The organism is Streptomyces sp. cmx-18-6, assembly GCF_046548915.1.
Classification (GTDB): Bacteria; Actinomycetota; Actinomycetes; order Streptomycetales; family Streptomycetaceae; genus Streptomyces.
Window position 1 is genome coordinate 67816 of record NZ_JAEBEP010000010.1, and the last position, 21615, is coordinate 89430.

18 protein-coding genes and 1 pseudogene are annotated in these 21615 nt (G+C 74.0%); 9 read left to right on the forward strand and 10 right to left on the reverse strand.

All coding sequences use genetic code 11. The annotated features are described in order from the left end of the window. Positions 1-37 precede the first annotated feature (37 nt). Positions 38-1166, forward strand: a pseudogene (locus ACLJPL_RS23180) (FecCD family ABC transporter permease). Further along, positions 1163-1948 (forward strand): ABC transporter ATP-binding protein, encoded by a 786-nt coding sequence (locus ACLJPL_RS23185; RefSeq protein WP_411082824.1) that lies wholly within the window; start codon positions 1163-1165, stop codon positions 1946-1948. Before ACLJPL_RS23180 ends, ACLJPL_RS23185 begins: the two are co-directional and overlap by 4 nt. 169 nt (positions 1949-2117) lie before the next feature. On the opposite strand, the gene ACLJPL_RS23190 is transcribed toward ACLJPL_RS23185, so the two are convergent. Next, complete coding sequence (locus ACLJPL_RS23190; protein WP_411082825.1) at positions 2118-3122, reverse strand: PRC and DUF2382 domain-containing protein; 1005 nt, start codon at positions 3120-3122, stop codon at positions 2118-2120. Positions 3123-3337: 215 nt separating this feature from the next. Between ACLJPL_RS23190 and ACLJPL_RS23195 the strand changes: the two genes are divergently transcribed. Next, the gene (locus tag ACLJPL_RS23195; protein WP_411083015.1) at positions 3338-4153 is read left to right on the forward strand and encodes an adenosylcobinamide amidohydrolase; all 816 of its coding nucleotides are present in this window, start codon (positions 3338-3340) and stop codon (positions 4151-4153) included. Here ACLJPL_RS23195 and ACLJPL_RS23200 read toward each other — a convergent pair. The 4 genes from ACLJPL_RS23200 to ACLJPL_RS23215 form a co-directional block, all read right to left on the reverse strand. Then, the gene (locus ACLJPL_RS23200; protein ID WP_411082826.1) at positions 4146-5432 is read right to left on the reverse strand and encodes a sulfite oxidase; all 1287 of its coding nucleotides are present in this window, start codon (positions 5430-5432) and stop codon (positions 4146-4148) included. The genes ACLJPL_RS23195 and ACLJPL_RS23200 overlap by 8 nt on opposite strands. Beyond that, positions 5429-6613 (reverse strand): homoserine O-acetyltransferase, encoded by a 1185-nt coding sequence (locus ACLJPL_RS23205; RefSeq protein ID WP_411082827.1) that lies wholly within the window; start codon positions 6611-6613, stop codon positions 5429-5431. Before ACLJPL_RS23205 ends, ACLJPL_RS23200 begins: the two co-directional genes overlap by 4 nt. A 14-nt stretch (positions 6614-6627) precedes the next feature. After that, positions 6628-7989: a bifunctional o-acetylhomoserine/o-acetylserine sulfhydrylase gene (locus tag ACLJPL_RS23210; protein ID WP_411082828.1), complete on the reverse strand. Its 1362-nt coding sequence runs from the start codon at positions 7987-7989 to the stop codon at positions 6628-6630. Between the two features lie 228 nt (positions 7990-8217). After that, on the reverse strand, positions 8218-9093 hold the full coding sequence (locus ACLJPL_RS23215; protein WP_411082829.1) for an RNA polymerase sigma factor SigF: 876 nt from the start codon (positions 9091-9093) through the stop codon (positions 8218-8220). Between the two features lie 517 nt (positions 9094-9610). Between ACLJPL_RS23215 and ACLJPL_RS23220 the strand changes: the two genes are divergently transcribed. The 5 genes from ACLJPL_RS23220 (at position 9611) to abc-f (ending at position 15253) form a co-directional block, all read left to right on the forward strand. Next, complete coding sequence (locus ACLJPL_RS23220; RefSeq protein ID WP_411082830.1) at positions 9611-9922, forward strand: hypothetical protein; 312 nt, start codon at positions 9611-9613, stop codon at positions 9920-9922. Positions 9923-10038: 116 nt separating this feature from the next. Further along, a complete protein-coding gene (locus ACLJPL_RS23225; protein WP_411083016.1) occupies positions 10039-10746 on the forward strand; it encodes a GNAT family N-acetyltransferase in 708 nt (235 codons plus the stop codon). 130 nt (positions 10747-10876) lie between these two features. Then, positions 10877-12076 carry a PP2C family protein-serine/threonine phosphatase gene (locus tag ACLJPL_RS23230; RefSeq protein ID WP_411082831.1) on the forward strand — a complete coding sequence of 400 codons (1200 nt, stop codon included), beginning with the start codon at positions 10877-10879 and terminating at the stop codon, positions 12074-12076. A 125-nt stretch (positions 12077-12201) separates the two neighbouring features. Then, positions 12202-13242 carry an NAD(P)-dependent alcohol dehydrogenase gene (locus tag ACLJPL_RS23235; RefSeq protein ID WP_411082832.1) on the forward strand — a complete coding sequence of 347 codons (1041 nt, stop codon included), beginning with the start codon at positions 12202-12204 and terminating at the stop codon, positions 13240-13242. Between the two features lie 310 nt (positions 13243-13552). Continuing rightward, positions 13553-15253 carry a ribosomal protection-like ABC-F family protein gene (gene abc-f, locus ACLJPL_RS23240; RefSeq protein ID WP_411082833.1) on the forward strand — a complete coding sequence of 567 codons (1701 nt, stop codon included), beginning with the start codon at positions 13553-13555 and terminating at the stop codon, positions 15251-15253. Here abc-f and ACLJPL_RS23245 read toward each other — a convergent pair. The 4 genes from ACLJPL_RS23245 to dhaK form a co-directional block, all read right to left on the reverse strand. After that, positions 15214-15720, reverse strand: coding sequence for an NUDIX domain-containing protein (locus ACLJPL_RS23245; RefSeq protein WP_411082834.1), 507 nt, complete (start codon positions 15718-15720; stop codon positions 15214-15216). The two genes, abc-f and ACLJPL_RS23245, sit on opposite strands and share 40 nt — an antisense overlap. 228 nt (positions 15721-15948) lie before the next feature. Continuing rightward, complete coding sequence (locus ACLJPL_RS23250; RefSeq protein ID WP_411082835.1) at positions 15949-16359, reverse strand: PTS-dependent dihydroxyacetone kinase phosphotransferase subunit DhaM; 411 nt, start codon at positions 16357-16359, stop codon at positions 15949-15951. Beyond that, positions 16356-16970, reverse strand: coding sequence for a dihydroxyacetone kinase subunit DhaL (gene dhaL, locus ACLJPL_RS23255; RefSeq protein WP_411082836.1), 615 nt, complete (start codon positions 16968-16970; stop codon positions 16356-16358). The genes ACLJPL_RS23250 and dhaL overlap by 4 nt, the downstream gene beginning before the upstream one ends. 88 nt (positions 16971-17058) lie before the next feature. Then, positions 17059-18051: a dihydroxyacetone kinase subunit DhaK gene (gene dhaK / locus ACLJPL_RS23260; RefSeq protein ID WP_411082837.1), complete on the reverse strand. Its 993-nt coding sequence runs from the start codon at positions 18049-18051 to the stop codon at positions 17059-17061. Positions 18052-18431: 380 nt separating this feature from the next. On the opposite strand from dhaK, the gene ACLJPL_RS23265 reads away from it, so the two are divergent. After that, positions 18432-19325: a DUF4231 domain-containing protein gene (locus tag ACLJPL_RS23265; protein ID WP_411082838.1), complete on the forward strand. Its 894-nt coding sequence runs from the start codon at positions 18432-18434 to the stop codon at positions 19323-19325. Here the strand turns inward: ACLJPL_RS23265 and ACLJPL_RS23270 are convergent. Beyond that, a complete protein-coding gene (locus ACLJPL_RS23270) occupies positions 19303-21615 on the reverse strand; it encodes a toll/interleukin-1 receptor domain-containing protein (RefSeq protein WP_411082839.1) in 2313 nt (770 codons plus the stop codon). The two genes, ACLJPL_RS23265 and ACLJPL_RS23270, sit on opposite strands and share 23 nt — an antisense overlap.

Genomic DNA, 21615 nt, shown 5'->3' on the forward strand with positions numbered 1-21615 from the left:
GGGGGAAGGCCGGGCCGTGAAGCAGGGAAGCCGGGGGATGACGGGGGAAGGCCAGGCCGTCGAGGGGGGCAGCCGGGCGGTGGAGCGGGAAGGCCGGGCGGTGAAGGAGCCCGTGGAGCTGAAGGCTTCCTCGCCGCGGACGCCGTCCGGCCCGGTGTGGAGCGGCGGCCCGCTCGCGGTGCTGCTCTGGACCGGCGGACTCCTGCTCCTGCTGCTCTCCGTCGCGGTCGCCGTCACCATCGGGCCCGCCCGGATCTCCGTCCCCGACGTCTGGTCCGCCGTCGCCTCCCATCTGGGCCTCGGCGGTACGGAGTTGAGCCCGATCCGCGACGGCATCATCTGGAACCTGCGCATGCCCCGCACCCTGCTCGCCGCCGTGTGCGGGGCCGGGCTCGCGGTGTGCGGCACGGTGATGCAGTCCCTGCTGCGCAACCCGCTCGCGGACCCCTTCGTCCTCGGCGTCTCCTCCGGGGCCTCCACCGGGGCGGTCGTGGTCGTCGTCCTCGGCGTCGGCGGGGGAGCGGTGTCGCTGTCGGCCGGGGCGTTCGTCGGGGCCATCTGCTCGTTCGCCCTGGTCCTGCTGCTCAGCCACACCCTCGGCTCCACCACCGACCGGGTGGTGCTGTCCGGCGTCGCCGCGATGCAGCTGTTCTCCGCCCTGACCTCCTTCGTCGTGATGACCTCCGCGGACGCCGAGCAGACCCGCGGAGTGCTGTTCTGGCTGCTCGGCTCGCTCAGCGGGGTCGGCTGGAGCGAGGTGGCCCTGTGCACCGCCGTCCTCGCCGTCTGCCTGGTGGTCTGCCCGTACGCTCGACGCCTTCGCCTTCGGGCAGGACGCCGCGGCGGCGCTCGGCGTGAACGTCGCCCGCACCCGGATCGTGCTGCTGTGCACCACCGCCCTGCTGACCGCCGCCCTCGTCAGCTCGGCCGGAGCGATCGGCTTCGTCGGCCTGGTGCTCCCGCACGCCGCCCGCGCGCTCACCGGCTCCGGGCACCGCCGCCTGCTGCCGGTCACCGCGCTGGCCGGGGCGATCTTCCTGGTCTGGGTCGACACCCTCGCCCGCACGGTCCTGGACCCGCAGGAGGTGCCGGTCGGAGTCGTCACGGCGCTGATCGGCGTGCCCGCGTTCGTCGCCGTCCTGTACCGCACCCGGAGCACGCCATGAGCCTCATCGAGAACGGCGGCCTGCGCGCCGAGCGGGTCGGCCGCGAGGCGGGCGGCCGACTGATCCTCGACGGGGTCGCCATCACCCCGCCGCCCGGCTCCACGGTCGGCCTGCTCGGCCCCAACGGGTCCGGCAAGTCCACCCTGCTGCGGATCCTCGCGGGCCTGCTCGCCCCGGACACCGGCGTCGTCACCCTGGACGGCGACCCCCTCGCCGGCCTCGGCCGCCGCACCGTGGCCCGCCGGATCGCCGTGGTCGACCAGCACGCCGTCACCCAGGTCGACCTCAGCGTCCTGGACGTCGTACGCCTCGGCCGCATCCCGCACCGCCGCGCCTGGTCCGCCCCCGACCGCGCCGACGAGGACGCCGTCGCCGACGCCCTGCGGCGCACCGGCCTCACCGACCGGGCCGCGCAGTCCTGGCACACCCTGTCCGGGGGTGAGCGCCAGCGCGTCCAGATCGCCCGCGCCCTGGCCCAGCAGCCCCGCGAACTCCTCCTGGACGAGCCGACCAACCACCTGGACATCCAGCACCAGCTGGACCTGCTCGCCCTGGTCGCCGCACTGCCCCTCACCAGCGTCATCGCCCTGCACGACCTCAACCTGGCGGCGATGTTCTGCGACCGGATCACCGTGATGAAAGCGGGCCGGGTCATCGCGGACGGCACCCCGGCCGAGGTCATCACCGAGGAGCTCATCGAGGACGTCTACGGGGTCCGGGCGGTCGTCACCCCGGACGGGCCGGACGGACGTCCGTCTGTACGGTTCCTGCCGCGCCGCTAGAGCGTACGGTTCCTGCCGCGCCGCCAGAGCGTACGGTTTCCGCCGCGCCGCTGAGGAACGGGCGAGCGGCCGGTCCCGGACAGCCCGCCGGGCGGACCCGTTCGCACGGGCCCGCCCGGAGGCCGAGGACATGGGAGCGGCCTTCCGGCCGCCGGAAGGGGATGCGCCGTCAGCGGCGGCGTCCCTGGCCGAACTCGCCACCGGCGTCCTTGCCGGTGCCCATGTCCTTGCCGTCCGCGTAGTCGATCTTCTCCTTGCGGACCTCGGCGGAGACTTCCTTCTGCTCGGTGACCCGGTTCGTCTCCAGACGGACCCGCTCCACCGGCACGGACTCCTTGCGGACGGTCGCGCGCTCCGCGTGCAGGGTGACCTCCACGTCCTGCTCGCCGATGTCCGTGGTCCCGGCCGTCTTCTCACCGGGCTGCAACGGCTCGCGGACCACCCGCACCTCCTCGTGGGAGACGGGCACCGTACGGGAGACGTTCTCCGTCACCACGTACTTGTGCAGACGGGCCGTTCCGCTCTCGTACTCCTCCGTGCCGACGTGGAGCTGTTCCTCGGAGCGGATCAGCTCCTCCTTGCCGCTCAGGTCGGCGGAGCGCGCGGCTCCCGCGCCCGCCAGCGGGCGGGCCGTCGTGGAGGCGTCCGTGTCACGGTGCCTGCCCGTGCCGCCCGCCGCCGCGCCCGTGGTCGTACGACCGGTCGCCTTGGCGTTCGGCGCGGCGCCCGTGCCACGGGCCGCGCCCGCCGCACCCGCTCCGGCGGCACCCGCTCCGGCCGCGCCCATCGCGCCGGTACCGGCGGCGGTCGGGGCGTCGGCTCCGGTGCGCTTGTCACCGAGGTTGCCGGTCTTCCTGGTCAGGCCGTAATGCCGGTAGAGCTCTTCCTCCTCGGCCACGGAGAGGTGCGCGTCCGCGTCGACACGGGGCGCCTCCTTGACCGTGTCCTTGGAGTGCGCGACATGCAGGTCGGAGCCCACTCGACGGGCTCCGGCGAGCGGTACGAAGCTCTCCTTCATGCCGAACATGCCGGTCTTGACCGTGACCCAGTCGGGCTTGCCGGTGTCGTCGTCGACGTACACCCGGCCCACACTGCCGACCTTCTCGCCCTCGTTGTCGTACACGGTCAGACCGTCGAGCTCTCCGGAATCCGTGAAACCGTCAGCGGCTCCCATAACCGATTCCTCCTCGCTCGGGCACGCCCTGTGGTTCGCTCCACGGATGAGGCGCGTCCGGCTTCCATCGCGCCTCATGCCGTGGGCCGCTGCAACCTCCCGGCCACCCGGCCGGGAGGGCCCCGGAGACCCGGCGTCCCTGCGGGGCCCCGTACGACGGCGCTGAGCGGCCCAGGGACCGGTTAGGCCAATCGAGTGAGCGGGGGCGGGCCCGCATAGGATGCGGCGGAGCACGGCGGCCCCGGAACGACGGGCCACCGCCGGTCCCGCCGACCGCACAGGGGTGCGCCATCCGTTCCGTACGCGTCCACCTGCCCGCCCAGCGCGGCGAACTGCGCGACCGGCACGAGGACGGCCACCGCCTCCACCACCTCGTGTGGCGGCTGGGCCCCGGCGTGCGGGTGTGCAGCAGCGCGGTCCTCGGCGGCGGCATCGGCCCCCGCGCCTGGATCCTCAACGCCCAGGTCCCCGGCGGCTACCCCCGGCTCGACCCGGACCGCCACCTCGCCGAGATCGCCGCCGCCGAAGGGCTCACCGGCCCGGGCGCCGGGTTGATGACGGCGGCGGACGTCGCCGCGTACACGACCGGGCACGACGGCGGCGTGACCGCGACCGTCACCGCGGGGCTCGGTGTACGGGGCTGGGCCGCGGCCCCCGAGACCGACCGGCCCCGCACCCCGCACCGGCCCGGCACGGTCAACATCGTCGTCACGGTCCCCGTCGCGCTCTCCGACGCCGCCCTCGTCAACGCCGTCGCCACCGCCACCGAGGCCAAGGTCCAGGCCCTCCTGGACGCCGGACTCGACTGCTCGGGCACCCCCACGGACGCCGTGTGCGTCGCCGCCCCGGAACCGGAGCCGGAATCGGGGCCGGAGTCCGGGCCGGAGTCGAGGTCTGGGGCGGTGGGGGCGGGGCCGCGGCCCGGCGGCGAACCCTTCGCCGGACCCCGCTCCACCTGGGGCGCGCGCATCGCCCGCGCCGTGCACACCGCCGTACTGGCGGGGGCCCGGCCGGACCGGGGCCTCAGCTGACCGTCACCGGGTGCCGCACCACCGCGTCGAACAGATACCCCTGCGTGTTGTGCGCCGTCGCCTTCGGCTGCGTACGCCCCGACCGGTCCGTGGCCCGGGCCAGCAGCTCCGTCGCGCCCTTGTGCACCGGCGCCCAGTCCACCGACCACCGCACCCAGCTCCCGGCCCGGGGCACGTCGTGCAGCCGGGCCGACCGCCACCGGCGGCCTCCGTCCGTGCTGACCTCCACCGACTTGACCGGCGCGCCGCCCGACCAGGAGCGGCCGGTCAGCAGCGTACGGCGATGGGCGGGGAACACGGCCCCCGGAGCCAGCTCGAAGGCGCTCTTCAGCGTCTGCCGGGTCAGCGGCGCGCTCCCCTCCGGCGGATGGCCGGGGCCGAACAGCCGGTAGAGGCCCGTGTTCCACGGCGTGAGCAGTGGCTCGGCGCTCACCTCGATGTCCCCGAGCCACTTGATGTTGGCGATGCCCACCCACGACGGCGCGATCACCCGGACCGGATACCCGTGGTCGGGCGGCAGCGGCTCGCCGTTCATCTCGTACGCGAGCAGTACGTCGTCCAGCGCCTTCGCCACCGGCAGCGGCCGGCGCACCCGCCCCAGGTTCACGCCGTCCGTGACGACCTCCGCGTCCAGCCCGCGCGGCAGCACGTCCACCGCGTGCCGGCCGATCCCGGCCCGCCGCAGCACGTCCCCCAGCCGCACCCCGCGCCAGCGGGCCGTACCGATCGCCCCGAGCGTCCACGCGGTGCCGCTGGCCGCCTGCCCCTGCTGCGAGGCGAAGAAGCTGCGGCCGTTGCCCGCGCACTCCACGAACGCGGTACGCCTCACCGAGGGCAGCCTCCGCAGATCGGCGTAACCGAAGTCCACCGGGCCGCCCTTGAGCCCGTCGCCCCAGACTGTCAGCTTCCAGGCGTCCCGGTCGACGCTCGGGGTCGCGGTGTGGTTGCGGACGAAGAACCGGTCGGCGGGGGTGAGCAGCCCGGTGCCCCTGAGGGCGGCGAAGTTCGTCTCGGCGTTGGTGCCGCGCAGCGTGAACAGCTCCGGGGGCAGCGGCTTGACCACACCGGGCAGACCGGTGGCCGCCGGGCTGCCCGAGGTGGCCGCCGCCTGTGCCGGGGCGGCGACGGACGCCAGCGGTGCGGCGGCCGAGGCCGCCGCGAGAAGCCTCAGCAGATCGCGGCGGTCGATCCCGGCCGAGCGCGCCCGGCCGGCCGACCACTGCCGCAGCCGTATCCGGTCGTAGGCGTCCTCGGACGGCGCTGGGGGTACCGGGCTCATGGAGACTCCTTGCTGAGTACGGGGGAGGGGAGGGGGGTGGGAGCGGGCGGGAGCAACTCCCTGACCAGACGACCCACCTGGCCGGTTTCGATCAGGAAGCCGTCATGTCCGTAAGGGGAGGTGACGAGCCGCAGGGCGTCGGCGCCCGGCAGCAGTGCCGCCAACTCCTCCTGCTGGGATGGCGGATACAGCCGGTCCGAGTCGACGCCCACGACCAGCGCGGGCATCTCCGCCCGCCGCAGCGCCCGGGCGATCCCGCCCCGGCCCCGGCCGACGTCGTGCCCGTTCATCGCCTCGGTCAGCGTCACATAGCTGCCCGCGTCGAACCGGCGCACCAGCTTGTCCGCGTGGTGGTCGAGATAGGACTCCACGCGGTAGCGCCCGCCGCGCCCCGGCTCCTCGCCCGGCTGCGGCTCGCCGCCGAACCGGGAGCCGAGCTCGGGCTCGCTGCGGTACGTGATGTGGGCGACGCGCCGCGCCTGGCCGAGGCCCCGGTGCGGACCGCCGCCCGGCGGCGCGCCGTGGTAGTCGCCGCCCCGCCACCCCGGGTCCGAGCGGATCGCGCCGATCTGCACCGAACCCCAGGCGATCTGCTCGGCGGAGGCGGCGGCCGGGGCGGCGAGCACCAGCAGCGAACCGGTGCGCTCGGGCCTGCTCACCGCCCACTCCAGGGCCCGCATCCCGCCCATGGACCCGCCGACGACGGCCGCCCACCGGTCGACGCCCAGCGCGTCGGCGAGCGCCGCCTCGGCCGCCACCTGGTCCCGTACCGTCAGATACGGGAAGCGGGAGCCCCAGGGCGCGCCGTCGGACCCCGGGGAAGAGGGGCCCGTACTGCCCTGGCAGCCGCCCAGCACGTTCGGGGCGACGACGAACCACCGGTCGGTGTCGAGCGCCCGGCCCGGTCCGACGAGCGCGTCCCACCAGCCGGGGGTGGGGTGGCCGGGACCCGCGGGTCCCGACACATGGCTGTCGCCCGTCAGCGCGTGCAGGACCAGCACGGCGTTGGAACCGTCCGCCGCCCGCTGCCCCCAGGTCTCGTACGCCAGGCGAACCCCCAGCAGCCGGGCGCCGGACTCCAGGAGCAGCGGGTCCTCGATCGCCGCCCAGCGGCGACGACCGGGCGGGTCCCCCTCCCTCCGGCCACCGGAAGCCGGAGGGAGGGGAAGTGCGGCGGGCACGGCCGTCCCACGGTTCAGGACGCCGCCTTCGCGGCCCGGAACCCCGCCTCCAGGTCGGCCTTGAGGTCGTCCACGTTCTCCAGGCCGACCGAGAGCCGCACCAGCCCGGGCGTGGCGCCGGTGGCGACGAGCTGCTCCTCGGTCAGCTGGCTGTGGGTGGTGGAGGCCGGGTGGATGATCAGGCTTCGTACGTCCCCGATGTTGGCGAGGTGGCTGAACAGCTCGACCGCGTCCACGAACTGCTTGCCCGCCTCGGCCCCGCCCTTCAGTTCGAAGGCCAGCACCGCTCCCGCGCCGCGCGGCAGATAACGCTGCGCCGCCTCGTACCAGCGGTTCGACGGCAGGCCCGCGTAGTGCACGGTCTCCACCTCGTCGCGCTGTTCCAGCCAGCGGGCGAGCTCCAGGGCGTTGGAGGTGTGCCGCTCCAGCCGCAGGCTCAGCGTCTCCACGCCCTGGAGCAGCAGGAACGCCGAGTGCGGGGAGAGCGCGGGGCCCAGGTCGCGCAGCAGCTGGACGCGGAGCTTGATCGCGAAGGCGCCCGGGCCCAGGTCCGGCCAGTAGCGCAGCCCGTGGTAGCTCGCGTCGGGCTGGTGGAAGTCGGGGAAGCGCTCGGCGTGCGCGCCGAAGTCGAAGGTTCCGGCGTCCACGACGACGCCGCCGATGGTGGTGCCGTGCCCGCCGAGGAACTTGGTCGCGGAGTGGACGACGATGTCCGCGCCGTGCTCGATCGGCCGCAGCAGGAAGGGCGTCGGCACCGTGTTGTCCACGATCAGCGGCAGCCCGGCGGCGTGCGCGGTGTCGGCCACCGCCCGGATGTCCAGCACGTCGCCGCGCGGATTGCCCAGCGTCTCGGCGAAGAACGCCTTCGTGTTGGGCCGGACCGCGGCCTGCCAGGCATCCAGGTCCTCGGGGTCCTCGACGAACGTCACCTCGATGCCGAACCGGGGCAGCGTGTGCTTGAAGAGGTTGTAGGTGCCGCCGTAGAGCGAGGGCGAGGAGACGATGTGGTCGCCCGCCCCGGCCAGCGTCAGGAGCGCCAGGGTCTCGGCCGCCTGCCCCGAGGCGAGCGCCACGGCGGCGACCCCGCCCTCCAGCGCGGCGATGCGCTGCTCCAGGACGTCCTGCGTGGGGTTGTGGATGCGGGTGTAGATGTTGCCGGGCTCGGCGAGGGAGAACACGTCGGCGGCGTGCTGGGTGTCGCGGAAGACGAAGGACGACGTCTGGTAGATCGGCACCGCGCGGGCGCCCGTCGTCGGATCGGGGACGGCTCCGGAGTGGATCTGCTTGGTCTCGAACGACCAGGCCGCTCCGGGGTCCTCCCGGTTCACGTCCTCGGGGGTGTGGCCTGCGGTGACGGAGTCGAGGGGCTGGCTCATGTGTTTCCTCGCACGTGGTTCAGTCGCCGTACGGCGTACGTCCGCCGGTCGGCGGAAGCCCGGGTGGCGACGGGCTGACTACGGACCGTAGGACGCGGCGGACCGGCCCGGAAGCGTGTCGCCCGCTTGGCCACGAACCTGCAATACGGCGGCAACGCGAAGGGCCGGCCCCGGGTTCGGATCCCCGGGGCCGGCCCTTCGCGTCGCCGCCGTGCCGCGACGCGTGTGTCACTCCTGGACGAGCATCCCGCTGCGCAGCTTGCCCAGCATGCGGCTCAGCAGCCGGGACACGTGCATCTGGGAGATCCCGAGCTCCGCGCCGATCTGGGCCTGCGTCATCTCCTGGCCGAACCGCATGTCGATGATCCGGCGCTCCCGCTCGTCCAGTTCGCCCAGCAGCGGTGCCAGGGTGTGCAGATTCTCCACCGTCTCCATCGCGGGATCCGGCTCGCCCAGCACGTCGGCGAAGGTCCGCCCGCCGGTGTTCTGGGGGCCCGTTTCGGTGGAGTCGGTCGGCATGTCGAGGGAGCCCGCCGTATAGCCGTTGGAGGCGACGATCCCTTCGGTGATCTCCGCCTCGTCCATCCCCAGGTGCTCGGCCAGCTCCTGGACCGTGGGGTCACGGTCGAGGTCGCCCGCCAGGGCCTCCTTCGCCTTGGCGATGTCGACCCGCAGCTCCTGAAGCCGCCGGGGCACGTGCACGGCCCAACTGGTGTCCCGGAAGAACCGCTTGATCTCCCCGACGATGTACGGCACGGCGAAGGAGGTGAACTCGACCTCGCGGGAGAGGTCGAAGCGGTCGATCGCCTTGATCAGCCCGATCGTGCCGACCTGGACGATGTCCTCCATGTCGCCGCTGCCCCGGTTGCGGAAGCGGTTGGCGGCGAACCGCACCAGCGAGAGGTTCATCTCGATGAGGGTGTTGCGCGCGTACTGGTACTCGTGCGTGCCCTCCTCCAGGACCTGGAGGCGGTCGAAGAAGAGCCGCGAGAGCCGACGCGCGTCCATCGGGGCGACCTTGCCGGCGTCCTCGATCCACGGGAGGTCCTCCGTGGCGCCCGTCCGCTGCTCCGTACCGGTCGTCCGCGTGGTGTGCGCCGTCATCTGGTCACCCTCCCATGGTCGTAGGCCCGTCAGGTCTACTCGCCTTCCCGGGAGTTCGGTCCTCATGCACGCGAGCCGCATGCGATCTGGTTGCGCTGTGCGAGTCGACCGGAAACGGGCGGAGTCCGGCCCTGAGGCGGTGTCACGGCACGGGGCCGGATCGCGGGGAGCGCGGAACCGCCCCACCGGTACGGGGGAGCCCGGTGGGGCGGTCGTCACCAGACTGCCACAGCCGGACGGCCGTTGGGACCGCACCGGCGCGTATTGGCCTATGGATGGGTCGAATTCATCGCCCGGGCACGCGGGCGTGCGCCGGGGCGGGGCGTGCGCCCGCGTCTGGGCGCCCCGCTCCTCGGAGCCGGGCGGGCGGCCCGCTTGATTGCGGCCTCGTGAACAGTTCCCCGCCCCGGAATACGCCCTGCGCGCTTCGGCTTTTCGCCGCTGGCGGGCGCGCGGCGCCAGGGCACCGGGGTGTCCGCCGGGAGGAACCGCGCGATGGACCGGAACGAGGGAGAACATGCGCAAGGCGCACGCGTTCGAGGACTGCTGGGAAGACGTCGAGGACGGCTGGGGAGACGTGCCCCGGGTCGCCGCCGAACGGCCCGATCCGATCGCCCGGATCGAGGGGCCGTTCGCGGGGACGGACGCGCCGTTCGCGGGGACCGACGGGCCTGTCGCCGGGATCGACGGGCCGGGCGCGGGGGTGGGGATGGGCGCGCCGCTCGTTCCGGCACGGGGTGCGGGGGCGCGCGGGTCCCTGCGTACGGTGGGCCGTGGCCGTGGCCGTGGCCCCGCCCGCGAAGCCGCCCCGGCGGAGGTGGGCCGGTGACCGCCTCCGACTCCGCCGCCCCGACCCTCGGAGAGGCGCAGCGCCCCGGGTCCCGCCCCGGGAGCCCCTCGCCGCAGTCCTCCGCACCGCATGCGCAGTCCGCCGTACCGCACCCCCTGCCCGGGTCGTCCCACCCGCTGGACAACCCCGCGCGCTCCTCGCTCACGGGCCCGCACGCCCACTTCGCCGAGCGGCGCGGGCGGATCCTGCGCTACCCCGTCGACGTCACCCCCTGGCTGGCCCTCCCCGACGCACCGGACGCACAGGACTGGGCCGATGTCGCGGCGCTCGCCGGGCCGGGCGGGACCGTCACCCTGACCGCGCTCCGGGAGTCGCCGCCGGAGGACTGGGAGATCGTCTTCCGGGCGGACGGCGTCCAGCTCGTCGACGAGTCGGCGGTCCCGGAGCCCGCCCCGGAGGCCGTACGGCTGGGCCCGGCGGACGTCCCGGAGATGCTGGACCTCGTGGAGCGCACCCGCCCCGGCCCCTTCCTGCCCCGCACCGTCGAACTCGGCGCCTACCTGGGCATCCGCCGGGACGGGGCCCTGGTCGCGATGGCGGGGGAGCGGCTGCACCCGCCGGGCTGGACCGAGATCAGCGGAGTGTGCACCGACGAGACCGTACGGGGACAGGGGCTCGCGAGCCGCCTGGTCCTCGCGGTCGCGTACGGGATCCGCGAGCGCGGCGAGACCCCGTTCCTGCACGCCTCCGCCGCCAACACCGGGGCGATCCGGCTCTACGAATCGCTCGGCTTCCGGCTCCGCCGCCGTACGGAGTTCCTCTCCGCCCTGGTCCCGGCGGCGGCCGAAGGCTCCGGGCGCTGAGCCCCGCCCGGGACCTTCGGCACCTGCCGTGGGCCCTACGCCCCCGTGCGGGAGGGCCTTGGATCCGGTCAACTGGAAGGGACCGTTCCGATCTGCGGGCGGCGTCGAGGAACGAACGGGAGGAGAGGCCGTGGCCATGAGGAAGCGGCGCACGGCACGGAAGCGGACGCCGGTCCTGCCCGGCACGGACCCGGGCGCGGCGGCCTCCGCCGGCCGGATCGGGAGCTGGCCGCTGGCCGGCGGGCTGGCCCTGCTGAGCGTGCTGATCGTCCTCCTCGACGTGGCCACGGGCGACGACCTGCGCGTCGTGCCGCTGCTCGTGGTCGTCCCGGCCCTGGCCTCCGTCTTCTGCACCCTGCGGCAGACGGTCTGGGTGGCGGTGTGGATCACCTCGGTCGTCGTCGGCTCCGGGCTCGGCGGGGACGGGACCTTCTGGGACTTCGTGTTCGGCATCGGATTCACCGTGCTGGCCTGTGCCCTCGGGGTCGCCGCCTGCGCCGCCCGGATCCGGCACGCCACCGAGATGGCCCGCCTCCGCTCCGCCACCGTCGCCCTCCAGCGGCAGATCCTGCGCCCCCTGCCCGTCGTCACCGGCCAGGTCCTCGCGTACGGCCTCTACGAGCCGATGGAGGAGGACCGCTTCGTCGGGGGCGACATCTACGAGGTCGTGGAGTCGCCCCACGGGACCCGGGTGATCATCGGGGACGTCCAGGGCAAGGGGCTCGCCGCCATAGGGGCCGGGTTCGCCGCGATAGCCGCCTTCCGCGAGGCGGCGGTCCGCGAGCCGACGCTCACCGGGGTGGTGGACGCCCTGGAGGACGCCGTCGTCCGGCACAACGCCTTCTCCGCCCAGACCGGCGAGGCGGAACGCTTCGTGACGGCGCTGGTCCTCGGGTTCGACGACGAGTCGGACCGCGTACAGGCCGTGAACTGCGGCCATCTGCCGCCGCGGCTGCTGCACGAGGGCCGGTCCTCGGCCGTCCCGCTCGCCCGGACCTATGTCCCGCTCGGCCTCGCCGGCCTCAGCCGTGAGACGCGTGCCGCGGAGTCGTTCGGCTTCCCGCCGGACGCGACCCTCCTGGTCGTCACCGACGGGGTGACCGAGGCCCGCGACGCCGCCCGTGCCTTCTACGCGCTGGACGAGCGGCTCGGCCGCTGGGCCGGGCACGGCCCGCGCGAGCTGCTGGACGCGCTCCAGCACGATCTGGCGGACTTCACCGGAGGCGTCAGGCGCGACGACGTCGCGGCGCTCGCCCTGCGCCGTGCGCCCGCGGGCGACGGGCCCCGGGCGACGGCGACCAGGGGGAAGCTCCGTCCGATCGCGCCGTGACCGCGGGGCTCCTGAGCGGCCGACCCGCCGCCGCCCGGGTGGCGGGCGGACGGGACGGGGGCGACAAAGGACGTGCGGGACACGGGGGCGGACCGAGCGAAACAGGAAAGAAGCGAGGAGATCCCATGAAAGCCGTTCAGTACCGAACAGTCGGGGCCGCCCCCGAGGTCGTCACCGTCCCGGACCCCGAGCCCGGCCCCGGGCAGGTCCTGCTGAAGGTCACCGCCGCCGGCGTCTGCCACTCCGACATCGCCGTGATGAGCTGGCCCGCCGACCAGATCCCCTTCCCGCTGCCCCTCACCCTGGGCCACGAGGGCGTCGGCACCGTCGCCGCCCTCGGCGACGGCGTGACCGGGTTCGCCACCGGCGACTCCGTCGCGGTGTACGGGCCCTGGGGCTGCGGCACCTGTGTGAACTGCGCCGAGGGCAAGGAGAACTACTGCCTGTACGCCAAGGAGCGCGGCATCATGCCGCCCGGGCTCGGCGCTCCCGGCGCGATGGCCGAGTACATGATCGTCGACGACACCCGGCACCTGGTGCCGATCGGCGACCTGGACCCGGTGAAGACGGCGCCGCTCACGGACGCCGGGCTCACCCCGTACCACGCGGTCAAGCGCTCACTGGCCAAGCTCGTGCCCGGCGCGACCGCCGTCGTCATCGGCACCGGGGGACTCGGCCACGTGGCGATCCAGCTCCTGCGCGCCATGACGGCGGTGCGGGTCATCGCCCTCGACGTGACCGAGGACAAGCTCGCCCTGGCCAAGAGCGTCGGTGCGCACGAGACCGTCCTCTCCGACGAGAAGGCGGCGGACCGCGTCATGGAGCTGACCGGCGGCCTCGGCGCGCACGTCGTGCTCGACTTCGTCGGAGCGCCGCCCACCGTGAAGACCGCCGGAGCCGTCGCCCGGGTGGACGGCGACGTCACGATCGTCGGCATCGGGGGCGGCGCCCTCCCGGTCGGCTTCGGGACGCTTCCGTACGGAACCGATGTCAGCGCCCCCTACTGGGGCTCGCGCAAGGAGCTCGCCGAGGTCCTCGACCTGGCGCACGCGGGAGCGGTGGACGTCCACGTGGAGACGTACTCCATCGACGAGGCCCCGCTCGCCTACGAGCGGCTCCACGACGGCCGGGTCAACGGCCGCGCGGTCATCCTGCCGAACGGCTGAGCCCCGCACCCGCGTGCCGGGGCCGGTGAGAAATCCCCGGCCCCGTCCCCGGCGCGCCGTTACACTCGACGCCATGGGTTCGTACTACTACTTCCGCTGATTCCCGGCCGGGACAGCCGCCGCACGACGCGAAGCGTCACCGGCGAGGCTCACCCGCCGGCCGACGAGCACCGCCCGTGACGGCACCGGGCGGGGCCGCGTCGCGCACGGCCCCCGGTGAGCGGCTGTCCCTCCGCCGTCCGGTATCCACGCCCCGCCCCCGCGCGCCCCTGCGCGCCGCCGCGGGCTGTCACCCAGGGAAAAGGCACCCATGCACCCCCAGCGCGACCGCGCCCAATTGACCGTGAAGGACGTCTCCAAGGCGTACGGGGACCGCTCCGTACTCGATCAGGTGACGTTCACCGTCCGCCCCGGCGAGAAAGTCGCCGTCATCGGGGAGAACGGCTCCGGAAAGTCCACCCTGCTCCGGCTGCTGGCCGGGGCCGAACGGCCGGACGGCGGCGAGATCACCGTCCGCTTCCCCGGCTCAGTCGGCCACCTCGCCCAGACGCTCGCCCTCGACCCGGCCGACACCGTCCAGGACGCCGTCGACGCGGCCCTGGCCGGACTCCGCGCCCTGGAGCTGGCCATCCGCGAGGCGGAGGAAGCCCTCTCGCGGGGGGAGCCCACCGACGCGGAACTCACCGCGTACGGAGACCTCCTCACCGCCTACGAGGAACGCGACGGCTACCGGGCGGACGCCCGCACCGAAGCGGCCCTCCACGGCCTGGGCCTCGCCCACCTCACCCGGGACCGCGCGCTGGCCACCCTCTCCGGCGGCGAGCGCTCACGGCTGGCCCTGGCCTGCGTGCTGGCGGCCGCCCCCGAACTGCTGCTCCTGGACGAGCCGACCAACCACCTCGACGTGACGGCGGTGCACTGGCTGGAGGACCACCTGCGCGCCCACCGGGGCACCGTCGTCGCCATCACCCACGACCGGGCGTTCCTGGAGCGGGTCACCTCGGTGATCCTTGAGGTCGACCGCGACCTGCGCACGGTCACCCGGTACGGGGACGGCTGGGACGGCTACCGCACCGCGAAGGCCGCATCCCGCCGTCGCTGGGCCCAGGAGCACCAGGAGTACCTGAGCGACCTGGCCCGTACCGAGGAGCTGGTGAACGCCGCCGGGCAGCGGCTCGCGGCCACCGGAAGGGACCCGAAACAGGGCTTCGGCAAGCACCGCCGCTCCCATGAGGCCAAACTGTCCGGCCGGGTCAGGGCGGCCAGGACCCGGCTGGAAGCGCTGCACCGCTCTCCCGTGCCCGCCCCGCCCCGGCCGCTCGCCTTCACCGGCCGCCCGGCCCTGGCAGGGGAGTCCGGCTCCGGCGACGGCCCGGGCCTCGCCGGCGGCGGCCCCTTCGTGGAGCTGGACGACGTCTCCGTGGGCGACCGCCTCCACCTCCCCGCCCTCCGCGTGCAGCCCGGGGCGCGCCTCCTGGTCACCGGGGACAACGGGGCGGGCAAGACCACCCTCCTGCGGGTCCTCGCCGGGGACCTGGTCCCCGACACCGGGACGGTCACCCGTCGCGCCCGGGTCGGCTACCTCCCGCAGGAGCTGCCCGCCCGGCCGACCCGGCGCACCCTGCTCGCCGCCTTCGCCGCGGGCCGCCCCGGCTTCCCCGACGAACACGCGGACGAGCTGCTGGAGCTGGGCCTGTTCCGGCCCGAAGACCTCGGGGTGCCCGTCGCGGTCCTCTCCATCGGCCAGCAGCGCAGGCTCTCCCTGGCCCGGCTGGTGACCCGGCCGGCCGATCTGCTGGTGCTGGACGAGCCGACCAACCACATCGCGCTGAGCCTGGTGGAGGAGGTGGAGGAGGCCCTGGCGCAGTACCCGGGGGCCGTCGTCGTCGTGTCGCACGACCGCAGCTTCCGTGCCCGCTTCACCGGCGACGTACTGGAACTGCGCGACGGCCGGCCCGTCCGAGCAGCTGCCTACGCGTCCGGGGAAGCGGCGGCCTTCCCGAGCACCTGAGCGCGCAGCCGCTTCACGAAGACGCGCTGACCCGCGATCAGCCGCTCGGCGGCCTCCTCCGGCGTGCACCAGGCGAACCGGTCCATCTCCGGGAACTCCTGCTGCACGCCGGAGCCGCGCGGCCACTCCATCGTGAACGTCCCCGGCGACACGGACGCCACATCCAGCTCCGCCTGAACCGCCCACACGGTCACCGTCTTCCCGCTGCGCTGCCGCGACTCGCCGAGCGGCAGCCAGCGCCCCTCCGGCACCGGCACCCCCAGCTCCTCCTCGAACTCCCGCCGCGCGGCCGCCGCCGGTTCCTCCTCGGGGGCGTACTCGCCCTTCGGCACCGACCAGGCGGCCGACTCGCGCCCCGCCCAGAAGGGCCCGCCCATGTGCCCGATGAGCACCTCGACGTCCCGCTCGTCCCCGGTACCCGTGACCCGGAAGAGGAGAAGCCCCGCACTGCGCCTGCCTGCCGACATATCGCCAAGTCTGCAATCGCCATGAGCGGTGCGCCAACCCGAGGGCCGGGCCGGACGAACGCGCGTGGTGCGCCGATCCGTGGTCCGGGCGGACGAGCGCCCGTGAGGTGCCGATCCATGGGTCGGGCCGGGCCGTACGAACGCGCGTGGTGCGCCCCTCCCCGGGCCGGGACGAACGGAGGGACGGAGCCGCCCGGGCCCCGTCCCTCCGCGCCCACCGCCGCAGGGCTACGTCTTGCGGTAGCCGTACGCCTCCGAGGCCGCCGCCTCCACCGCGGCGATGTCCCCGCCCGCCGACGCGGTGACCACGGCGGCGACCGCGCCCTCCACGAACGGCGCGTCGACCAGCCGCGCGCCCTCGGGCAGCTCGTCGCCCTCGGCGAGCATCGCTTTCACCGTGAGGACCGCGCTCCCCAGGTCGACGAGGATCGCGACCCCGACGCCCCGGTCCACCGCGCCGGCGGCACGGCCGATCAGCTCGGCGCTGGTGCCGAGCCCGCCGTTCGGCAGCCCGCCCGCCGCCGCGACCGGGGCCGTCACGCCTCCGGCGGCGAGGCCCCGGGCCAGTTCGGCGACCGATTCCGCGACCGGCCCGCTGTGCGAGACCAGCACGATGCCCACCTGCGGCTCCTCGCTCATGCGTCGCCCTCCGCGTCCCGCGCCGCCTCGGCCAGCGCCTCCACCAGCAGGGCCGCCGACGTCGCGCCCGGGTCCTGGTGCCCGATGCTGCGCTCACCGAGATAGCTGGCCCGCCCCTTGCGCGCCCGCAACGGCGTCGTCGCCTCCGCGCCCGCCCGAGCCGCGTCGGCGGCCCCCCGGAACGACGAGGCCAGCGCCTCCGTTGCCGGCAGCAGCGCGTCGAGCATTGTCTTGTCCCCGGCCTGCGCCCCGCCGAGCTGCCCCACGGCGGCGACCCCGGCGGCGAAGGCCCGGGCCAGCTGGTCCCGGGTCACCTCGGCGTCCTCGCCGAGCGTCTTGCCGGTGCGGCGCAGCAGCGTCCCGTACAGCGGCCCGGACGCCCCGCCCACGGTGGAGATCAGCTGCCGGCCCGCCAGCGTCAGCACCGCGCCCGGAGTCGCGGGCGCGTCCTTCTCCAGCACGGCCGCCACCGCCGTGAAGCCGCGCTGGAGGTTGCTGCCGTGATCGGCGTCCCCGATCGCCGAGTCCAGCTCGGTCAGATGGTCCGCCTCACGGTCCACCGCGGCCGCGGTGACCGCCATCCAGCGGCGGAAGAAGTCGGCGTCGAGCACATGATCTCCAGTTCCCCGGGCCTGTCCGGCACAGTCGGTCGTTCTGGTCGGCGAGAGCCCCCGCGGTCCGGGCCGCCCGCCGCTCGGCTCAACGGCCCCAGCGCAGCGCGGCCGTCTCCACGGGCGCGTCCCACAAGCGCAACAGCTCCTCGTCGACCTGGCACAGCGTCACCGAGCAGCCTGCCATGTCGAGCGAGGTCACATAGTTCCCCACGAGGGTACGAGCCACCGGCACACCCCGCTCGGACAGCACCCGGTGGACCTCGGCATTGAACCCGTACAGCTCCAGCAGTGGAGTGGCCCCCATCCCGTTCACCAGCGCCAGCACGGGCCCGGTCGGCCGGAGGTCCTCCAGCACCGCGTTCACCGCGAAGTCGGCGATCTCGCCCGAGGTCATCATCGGCCGCCGCTCCCGCCCCGGCTCGCCATGGATTCCGATGCCCAACTCCAGCTCCCCGGCGGGCAGATCGAAGGTCGGGCTGCCCTTCGCCGGAGTCGTGACCGCGCTCAGCGCCACCCCGAAACTCCGCGAGGACCCGTTCACCTGCCGCGCCACCGAGACCACCCGCTCCAGCGGCGCGCCCTCGTCCGCGGCGGCCCCGGCGATCTTCTCGACGAAGAGCGTCGCCCCGGTGCCGCGCCGCCCGGCCGTGAAGGTGCTGTCGCTCACCGCCACGTCGTCGTCCACGATCACCTGGGCCACCCGCACCCCCTCGTCCTCGGCGAGCTCGGCGGCCATCTCGAAGTTCAGCACGTCACCGGTGTAGTTCTTGACGACGAACAGCACCCCCGCCCCGCTGTCCACCGCTGCCGCCGCCCGCACCATCTGGTCCGGCACCGGCGAGGTGAACACCTCCCCGGCGCAGGCGGCCGACAGCATCCCGGGCCCGACGAACCCGGCGTGCAACGGCTCATGCCCCGACCCGCCCCCCGAGACGAGCCCCACCCTGCCGGCCACCGGCGCGTCCCGCCGTACGACCAGCCGGTTGTCCACATCGACGGTGAGCTCGGGGTGGGCGGCCGCGATGCCGCGCAGGGCGTCCGCCACCACGGTCTCCGGGACGTTGATCAGCATCTTCATGTCTGTCTCCCTGGGGCGCTTCTGGGTGTTCGCGTCGGAGCGGCTTCGTTCTCGTACGATCTTGCCGACTCGTCGCGGCCGACGCTATCCACGCAACGAAAAGTCGGGATCCGATCTCGACGGTCGACGGTCGGGGCGCGGGGCGCGGGGCGGGTGGCGGGTGGCGACACCTTCCGCCCGCCCAGCCGCGACCAGCTCCTGCGGCTTCTCCGGGCGAGCTGCGGGCCGGCCACGGCTCCCCGCAAGGACTGCGGGAAGTGTTCCGCCCCGCTCCCGAAAGCCCTGTCCGGCGCTGCCGCCCGAGCGCGGTGCGCGCGGTCGGAGCGGCGGCATTCCCCGTACGCCCGGCAGACCTCGGACCCGTTGCGCATAATCACCCCATGGAAGCCGCTCACACCTCGCAGTTCACGTCGAACGTATGGGCGCAGCAGGCGAGTTGGTCGCTGGCCGCCAATCGGCAGAAGCGGCAGATCGGCAGGGTCCGGGCTGTCTCCCTCTTCTGTTTCGTCATCGCGGCGGTGTTGGGAACCGCCGCGGCGCAGACCGGCTCGGCACACCCGGCGGTGGCCCGGTGGCTGGCGTTCGGGGCGGCGGTGGCCGTCGGCGCGGTCACCGTGCTCAACAGCCGTGTCGGGCAGGGGCAGATCCAGGACTGGACCCGGCTGCGTTCGGTGAGCGAGGCATTCAAGGGCGAGGTCTACGCCTGTCTCGCCGGCGTCGGCTCCTACCGGACGCCCCAGGCGGTGGCGGTGCTGCGCGACGCGGTGAACGGCATCCGGGCCGAGGCCGGCGACCTGCTCCACCACATCGCCGACATCCCTGTCGATCCGGCCCGTCCGCTGCCGGACGTCGACGGCGTCGACTCCTACTTCCGGGTCAGGGTACGGGGGCAGATCGACGACTACTACCGGCCCAAGGCCCTGTGGATGCGCGGCCGCCTACGGATCGTGCGGAGGACCGAACTGCTGCTCGGAGGCGCGGCGGTGCTTCTCGGGGCGGGGAGCGGGGCCTTTCAGGTGGAGGCGGCCGCGGCCTGGGTGGCGGTCCTCTCCACCGTCTCGGCCACGGTCGTCGCCTACGCCACCGCGGCCAAGTACGAGTACCAGGAGCTGGAGTTCCTCCGTACCGCCGACGAACTGGAGCGCATCCTCGCGGACTGGCAGCTGTCCGCGCACAGGACGCCCCAGACCGAGGACGCGTTGGTCAGCCGGTGCGAACAGGTCATCTCGATCCTCAACGACACCTGGATGGTCAAGTGGAACTCGGAGCTGTAGGAGCTGTGGCAGCCGGTGAGGACGGGACCGCCGGGGGTTCGTACAGCCCGAGGGTCTTGGCCCGCCGGAGGCGTTGAGCCGCTTCGCGCGCCATGGCCTCGTTGCTCAGGCACGAGGGGCACCAGGGGACGCGGACGAGCAGCCCGGACCGGGTGACCACGTAGAGGTCCCCGGTCGCGGTCCCGCCGGGCTTCGCGGCGGGCAGGGTGAGCATGGCCCGGACGCCTCCGGAGATGCCGGGAAGGACCTGGCGCGGCTGGATGTTCTCGCTCGGGTGCAGGACGACGGATCCGTCGCTGTAGCCGATCGCGAAGGCTTTCCCGGTCGGGTCGAAGTCGGCGGCCATGGCGAGCACCGAGTCCGGCGGGGAGTCGATGAACGCGTTCCACTTGTAGGTCCCGTCACTCCGTGCGACGCCCAGCTGGGTGCAGCCGCTGAGCCCCGTGGCCTCTCCGACCGGCAGCAACCGCGGCCCGGGGCCGGTGGCGACGAGCTCGATGTCCGGTGAGCACCCCACCCGGTAGAGCCGGTTCGGCGGTGCGTCGGAGCCCGGAGAGACCGAGTACACGATCCCCATGGGCGTGCCCAGGAGAAGACGGTCGCCGGACGGATCGAGAGCCACGGCACGACCACCGGGCTCGGGCACCTCGATCGTCGCCGTGGTCCGCCGGGAACGGGCGTCCACGACGAGGACGTCGCCGTACACGCAGGGCACGTACAGGGTGCGTCCGTCATGGGAGAAGACGGGCCTGCCCGGCACACAGTCGTCGGGAAGGCTCACGGGCCGTGCCGTTCCGGCGCCCAGTTCGACGATCCGGACCTTCTCCGCGTCCGAGTCCACGACGGCCGCCCGTTCTCCGCCGAGGTCGGAGACCGCACCGTGCACCGTGCCCTCCACGTGTGTCGTGCGGACGACGGTCCCCGAAGCACGCTCCACCAGTCGCAGCGTGCCGTCCCGGCTCACGACCCACAGGTGTGCCTCGTCCTTCGCCCGGAAGACGTCTTCGAGCCACGCGTCGGGCTGGTCGAGGACGACCGTTCCGTCGGTGACCCGCCAGGAGACGGCGGTGCGGCCCGCCAGTGCCCAGACGCGCTCGCCCCGCCGGGTCCACACCAGGTCCGTGACGGGTGCGGGCGCTCCTCGGAACACGCCCCGCACCGTGCCGCGGACGGTGTCGACGAGGGCGACGCCGGTCTCCGTGGCGACCACCGCCCATCTGGCGTCGGGCGACAGCCGGGCCGTCCGCGCGGCCGACCCCAGGACCACGGTGCGCCAGAGTTCCCCCTCGCGGAGCAGTTGGATCCGCGCACTGCCCTTCCGCAGACGTATCTCCAGGGCCCCTTTCGTGTCGTTGCCGTCCACAGCCGCCGCGCCGTCGTCCGCTCCGCGTGCCGAGCGCCGTTCGTGGTCGTCCGCCGCCCGCGTCCAGAGGGAACCGTCCGGAGCGGTGACACGGACCTGGGAGGAGACGGTGGCGTCGGTGAAACGCCCGCTCGGCGAGGGAAGCGTGAAGGCGTCGTCCGGGAGCTTCACCGCCAGCGCCTCCTCGTGGATCACGGCGTACGCCACGGACTCGTTGCCGCCCCGTGCGGCGGCCAGCTCCAGCCCCTTGTACGGGTCCTCGTCGATCACCGCGAGCGCGTCACGGGTGCCGACGAACACCTCGGCCTGCTCCGTCAGTTGTCCGGTGACCTGCTTCTCCGCACGGGGCACGGCCTGGCTGGAGACATAGGACGCCAGGAGCAGGAACACCAGCGCGACGGACACGACCGCCTGCCGCACGGTACGGCGGCGGCTCGCGGCGATGAAGGCCCACTCGACCGGTGACAGCGTCCGGTCGCCCCGCAGCGCGTCGAACTGTCTGCGCAGCCGTCGCGGCGCGAGTCTCCTGCCCTGGCGTCCCTCCCGGTCCCAGTCCCGTGCCCGGACCGACAGTTCGGTCGCCGTGCCGTGCAGACGGCCCGCGTGCCGTGACATCCGGAGGATCTCCTCCGCCGCGGCGGTGACGTCCCGGCCCACGGGAACGTCCAGGCGCACCTTGCCGAAGCGCACGCCGAAGGCCGCTTCCGTGGCACAGGCGGTGGAGGTGCGCCAGTGGTCCGAGTCGCAGACCAGGAACAGGTCGCACGCCTGGACCGCGTCCTCCACCTCGTCCAGCCAGGGAACGGAGAAGGGGATGCCCTCGCGGTCGATCCAGAACCTCACGTGCCGCCGGGCCAGTTCCTGGACCAGCGCGTCGACCCATCCCTGGTCGCGCCGGCTGTACGAGACGAAGACGTGATGCAGCAC

Coding starts and splice junctions, on each gene's coding strand:
- abc-f (WP_411082833.1), top strand. CDS start 13,553: ATGCACCCCCAGCGCGACCGCGCCCAATTGACCGTGAAGGACGTCTCC.
- ACLJPL_RS23250 (WP_411082835.1), bottom strand. CDS start 16,359: ATGAGCGAGGAGCCGCAGGTGGGCATCGTGCTGGTCTCGCACAGCGGG.
- ACLJPL_RS23235 (WP_411082832.1), top strand. CDS start 12,202: ATGAAAGCCGTTCAGTACCGAACAGTCGGGGCCGCCCCCGAGGTCGTC.
- ACLJPL_RS23200 (WP_411082826.1), bottom strand. CDS start 5,432: ATGAGCCCGGTACCCCCAGCGCCGTCCGAGGACGCCTACGACCGGATA.
- ACLJPL_RS23185 (WP_411082824.1), top strand. CDS start 1,163: ATGAGCCTCATCGAGAACGGCGGCCTGCGCGCCGAGCGGGTCGGCCGC.
- ACLJPL_RS23190 (WP_411082825.1), bottom strand. CDS start 3,122: ATGGGAGCCGCTGACGGTTTCACGGATTCCGGAGAGCTCGACGGTCTG.
- ACLJPL_RS23245 (WP_411082834.1), bottom strand. CDS start 15,720: ATGTCGGCAGGCAGGCGCAGTGCGGGGCTTCTCCTCTTCCGGGTCACG.
- dhaK (WP_411082837.1), bottom strand. CDS start 18,051: ATGAAGATGCTGATCAACGTCCCGGAGACCGTGGTGGCGGACGCCCTG.
- ACLJPL_RS23215 (WP_411082829.1), bottom strand. CDS start 9,093: ATGACGGCGCACACCACGCGGACGACCGGTACGGAGCAGCGGACGGGC.
- ACLJPL_RS23265 (WP_411082838.1), top strand. CDS start 18,432: ATGGAAGCCGCTCACACCTCGCAGTTCACGTCGAACGTATGGGCGCAG.
- ACLJPL_RS23210 (WP_411082828.1), bottom strand. CDS start 7,989: ATGAGCCAGCCCCTCGACTCCGTCACCGCAGGCCACACCCCCGAGGAC.
- ACLJPL_RS23220 (WP_411082830.1), top strand. CDS start 9,611: ATGCGCAAGGCGCACGCGTTCGAGGACTGCTGGGAAGACGTCGAGGAC.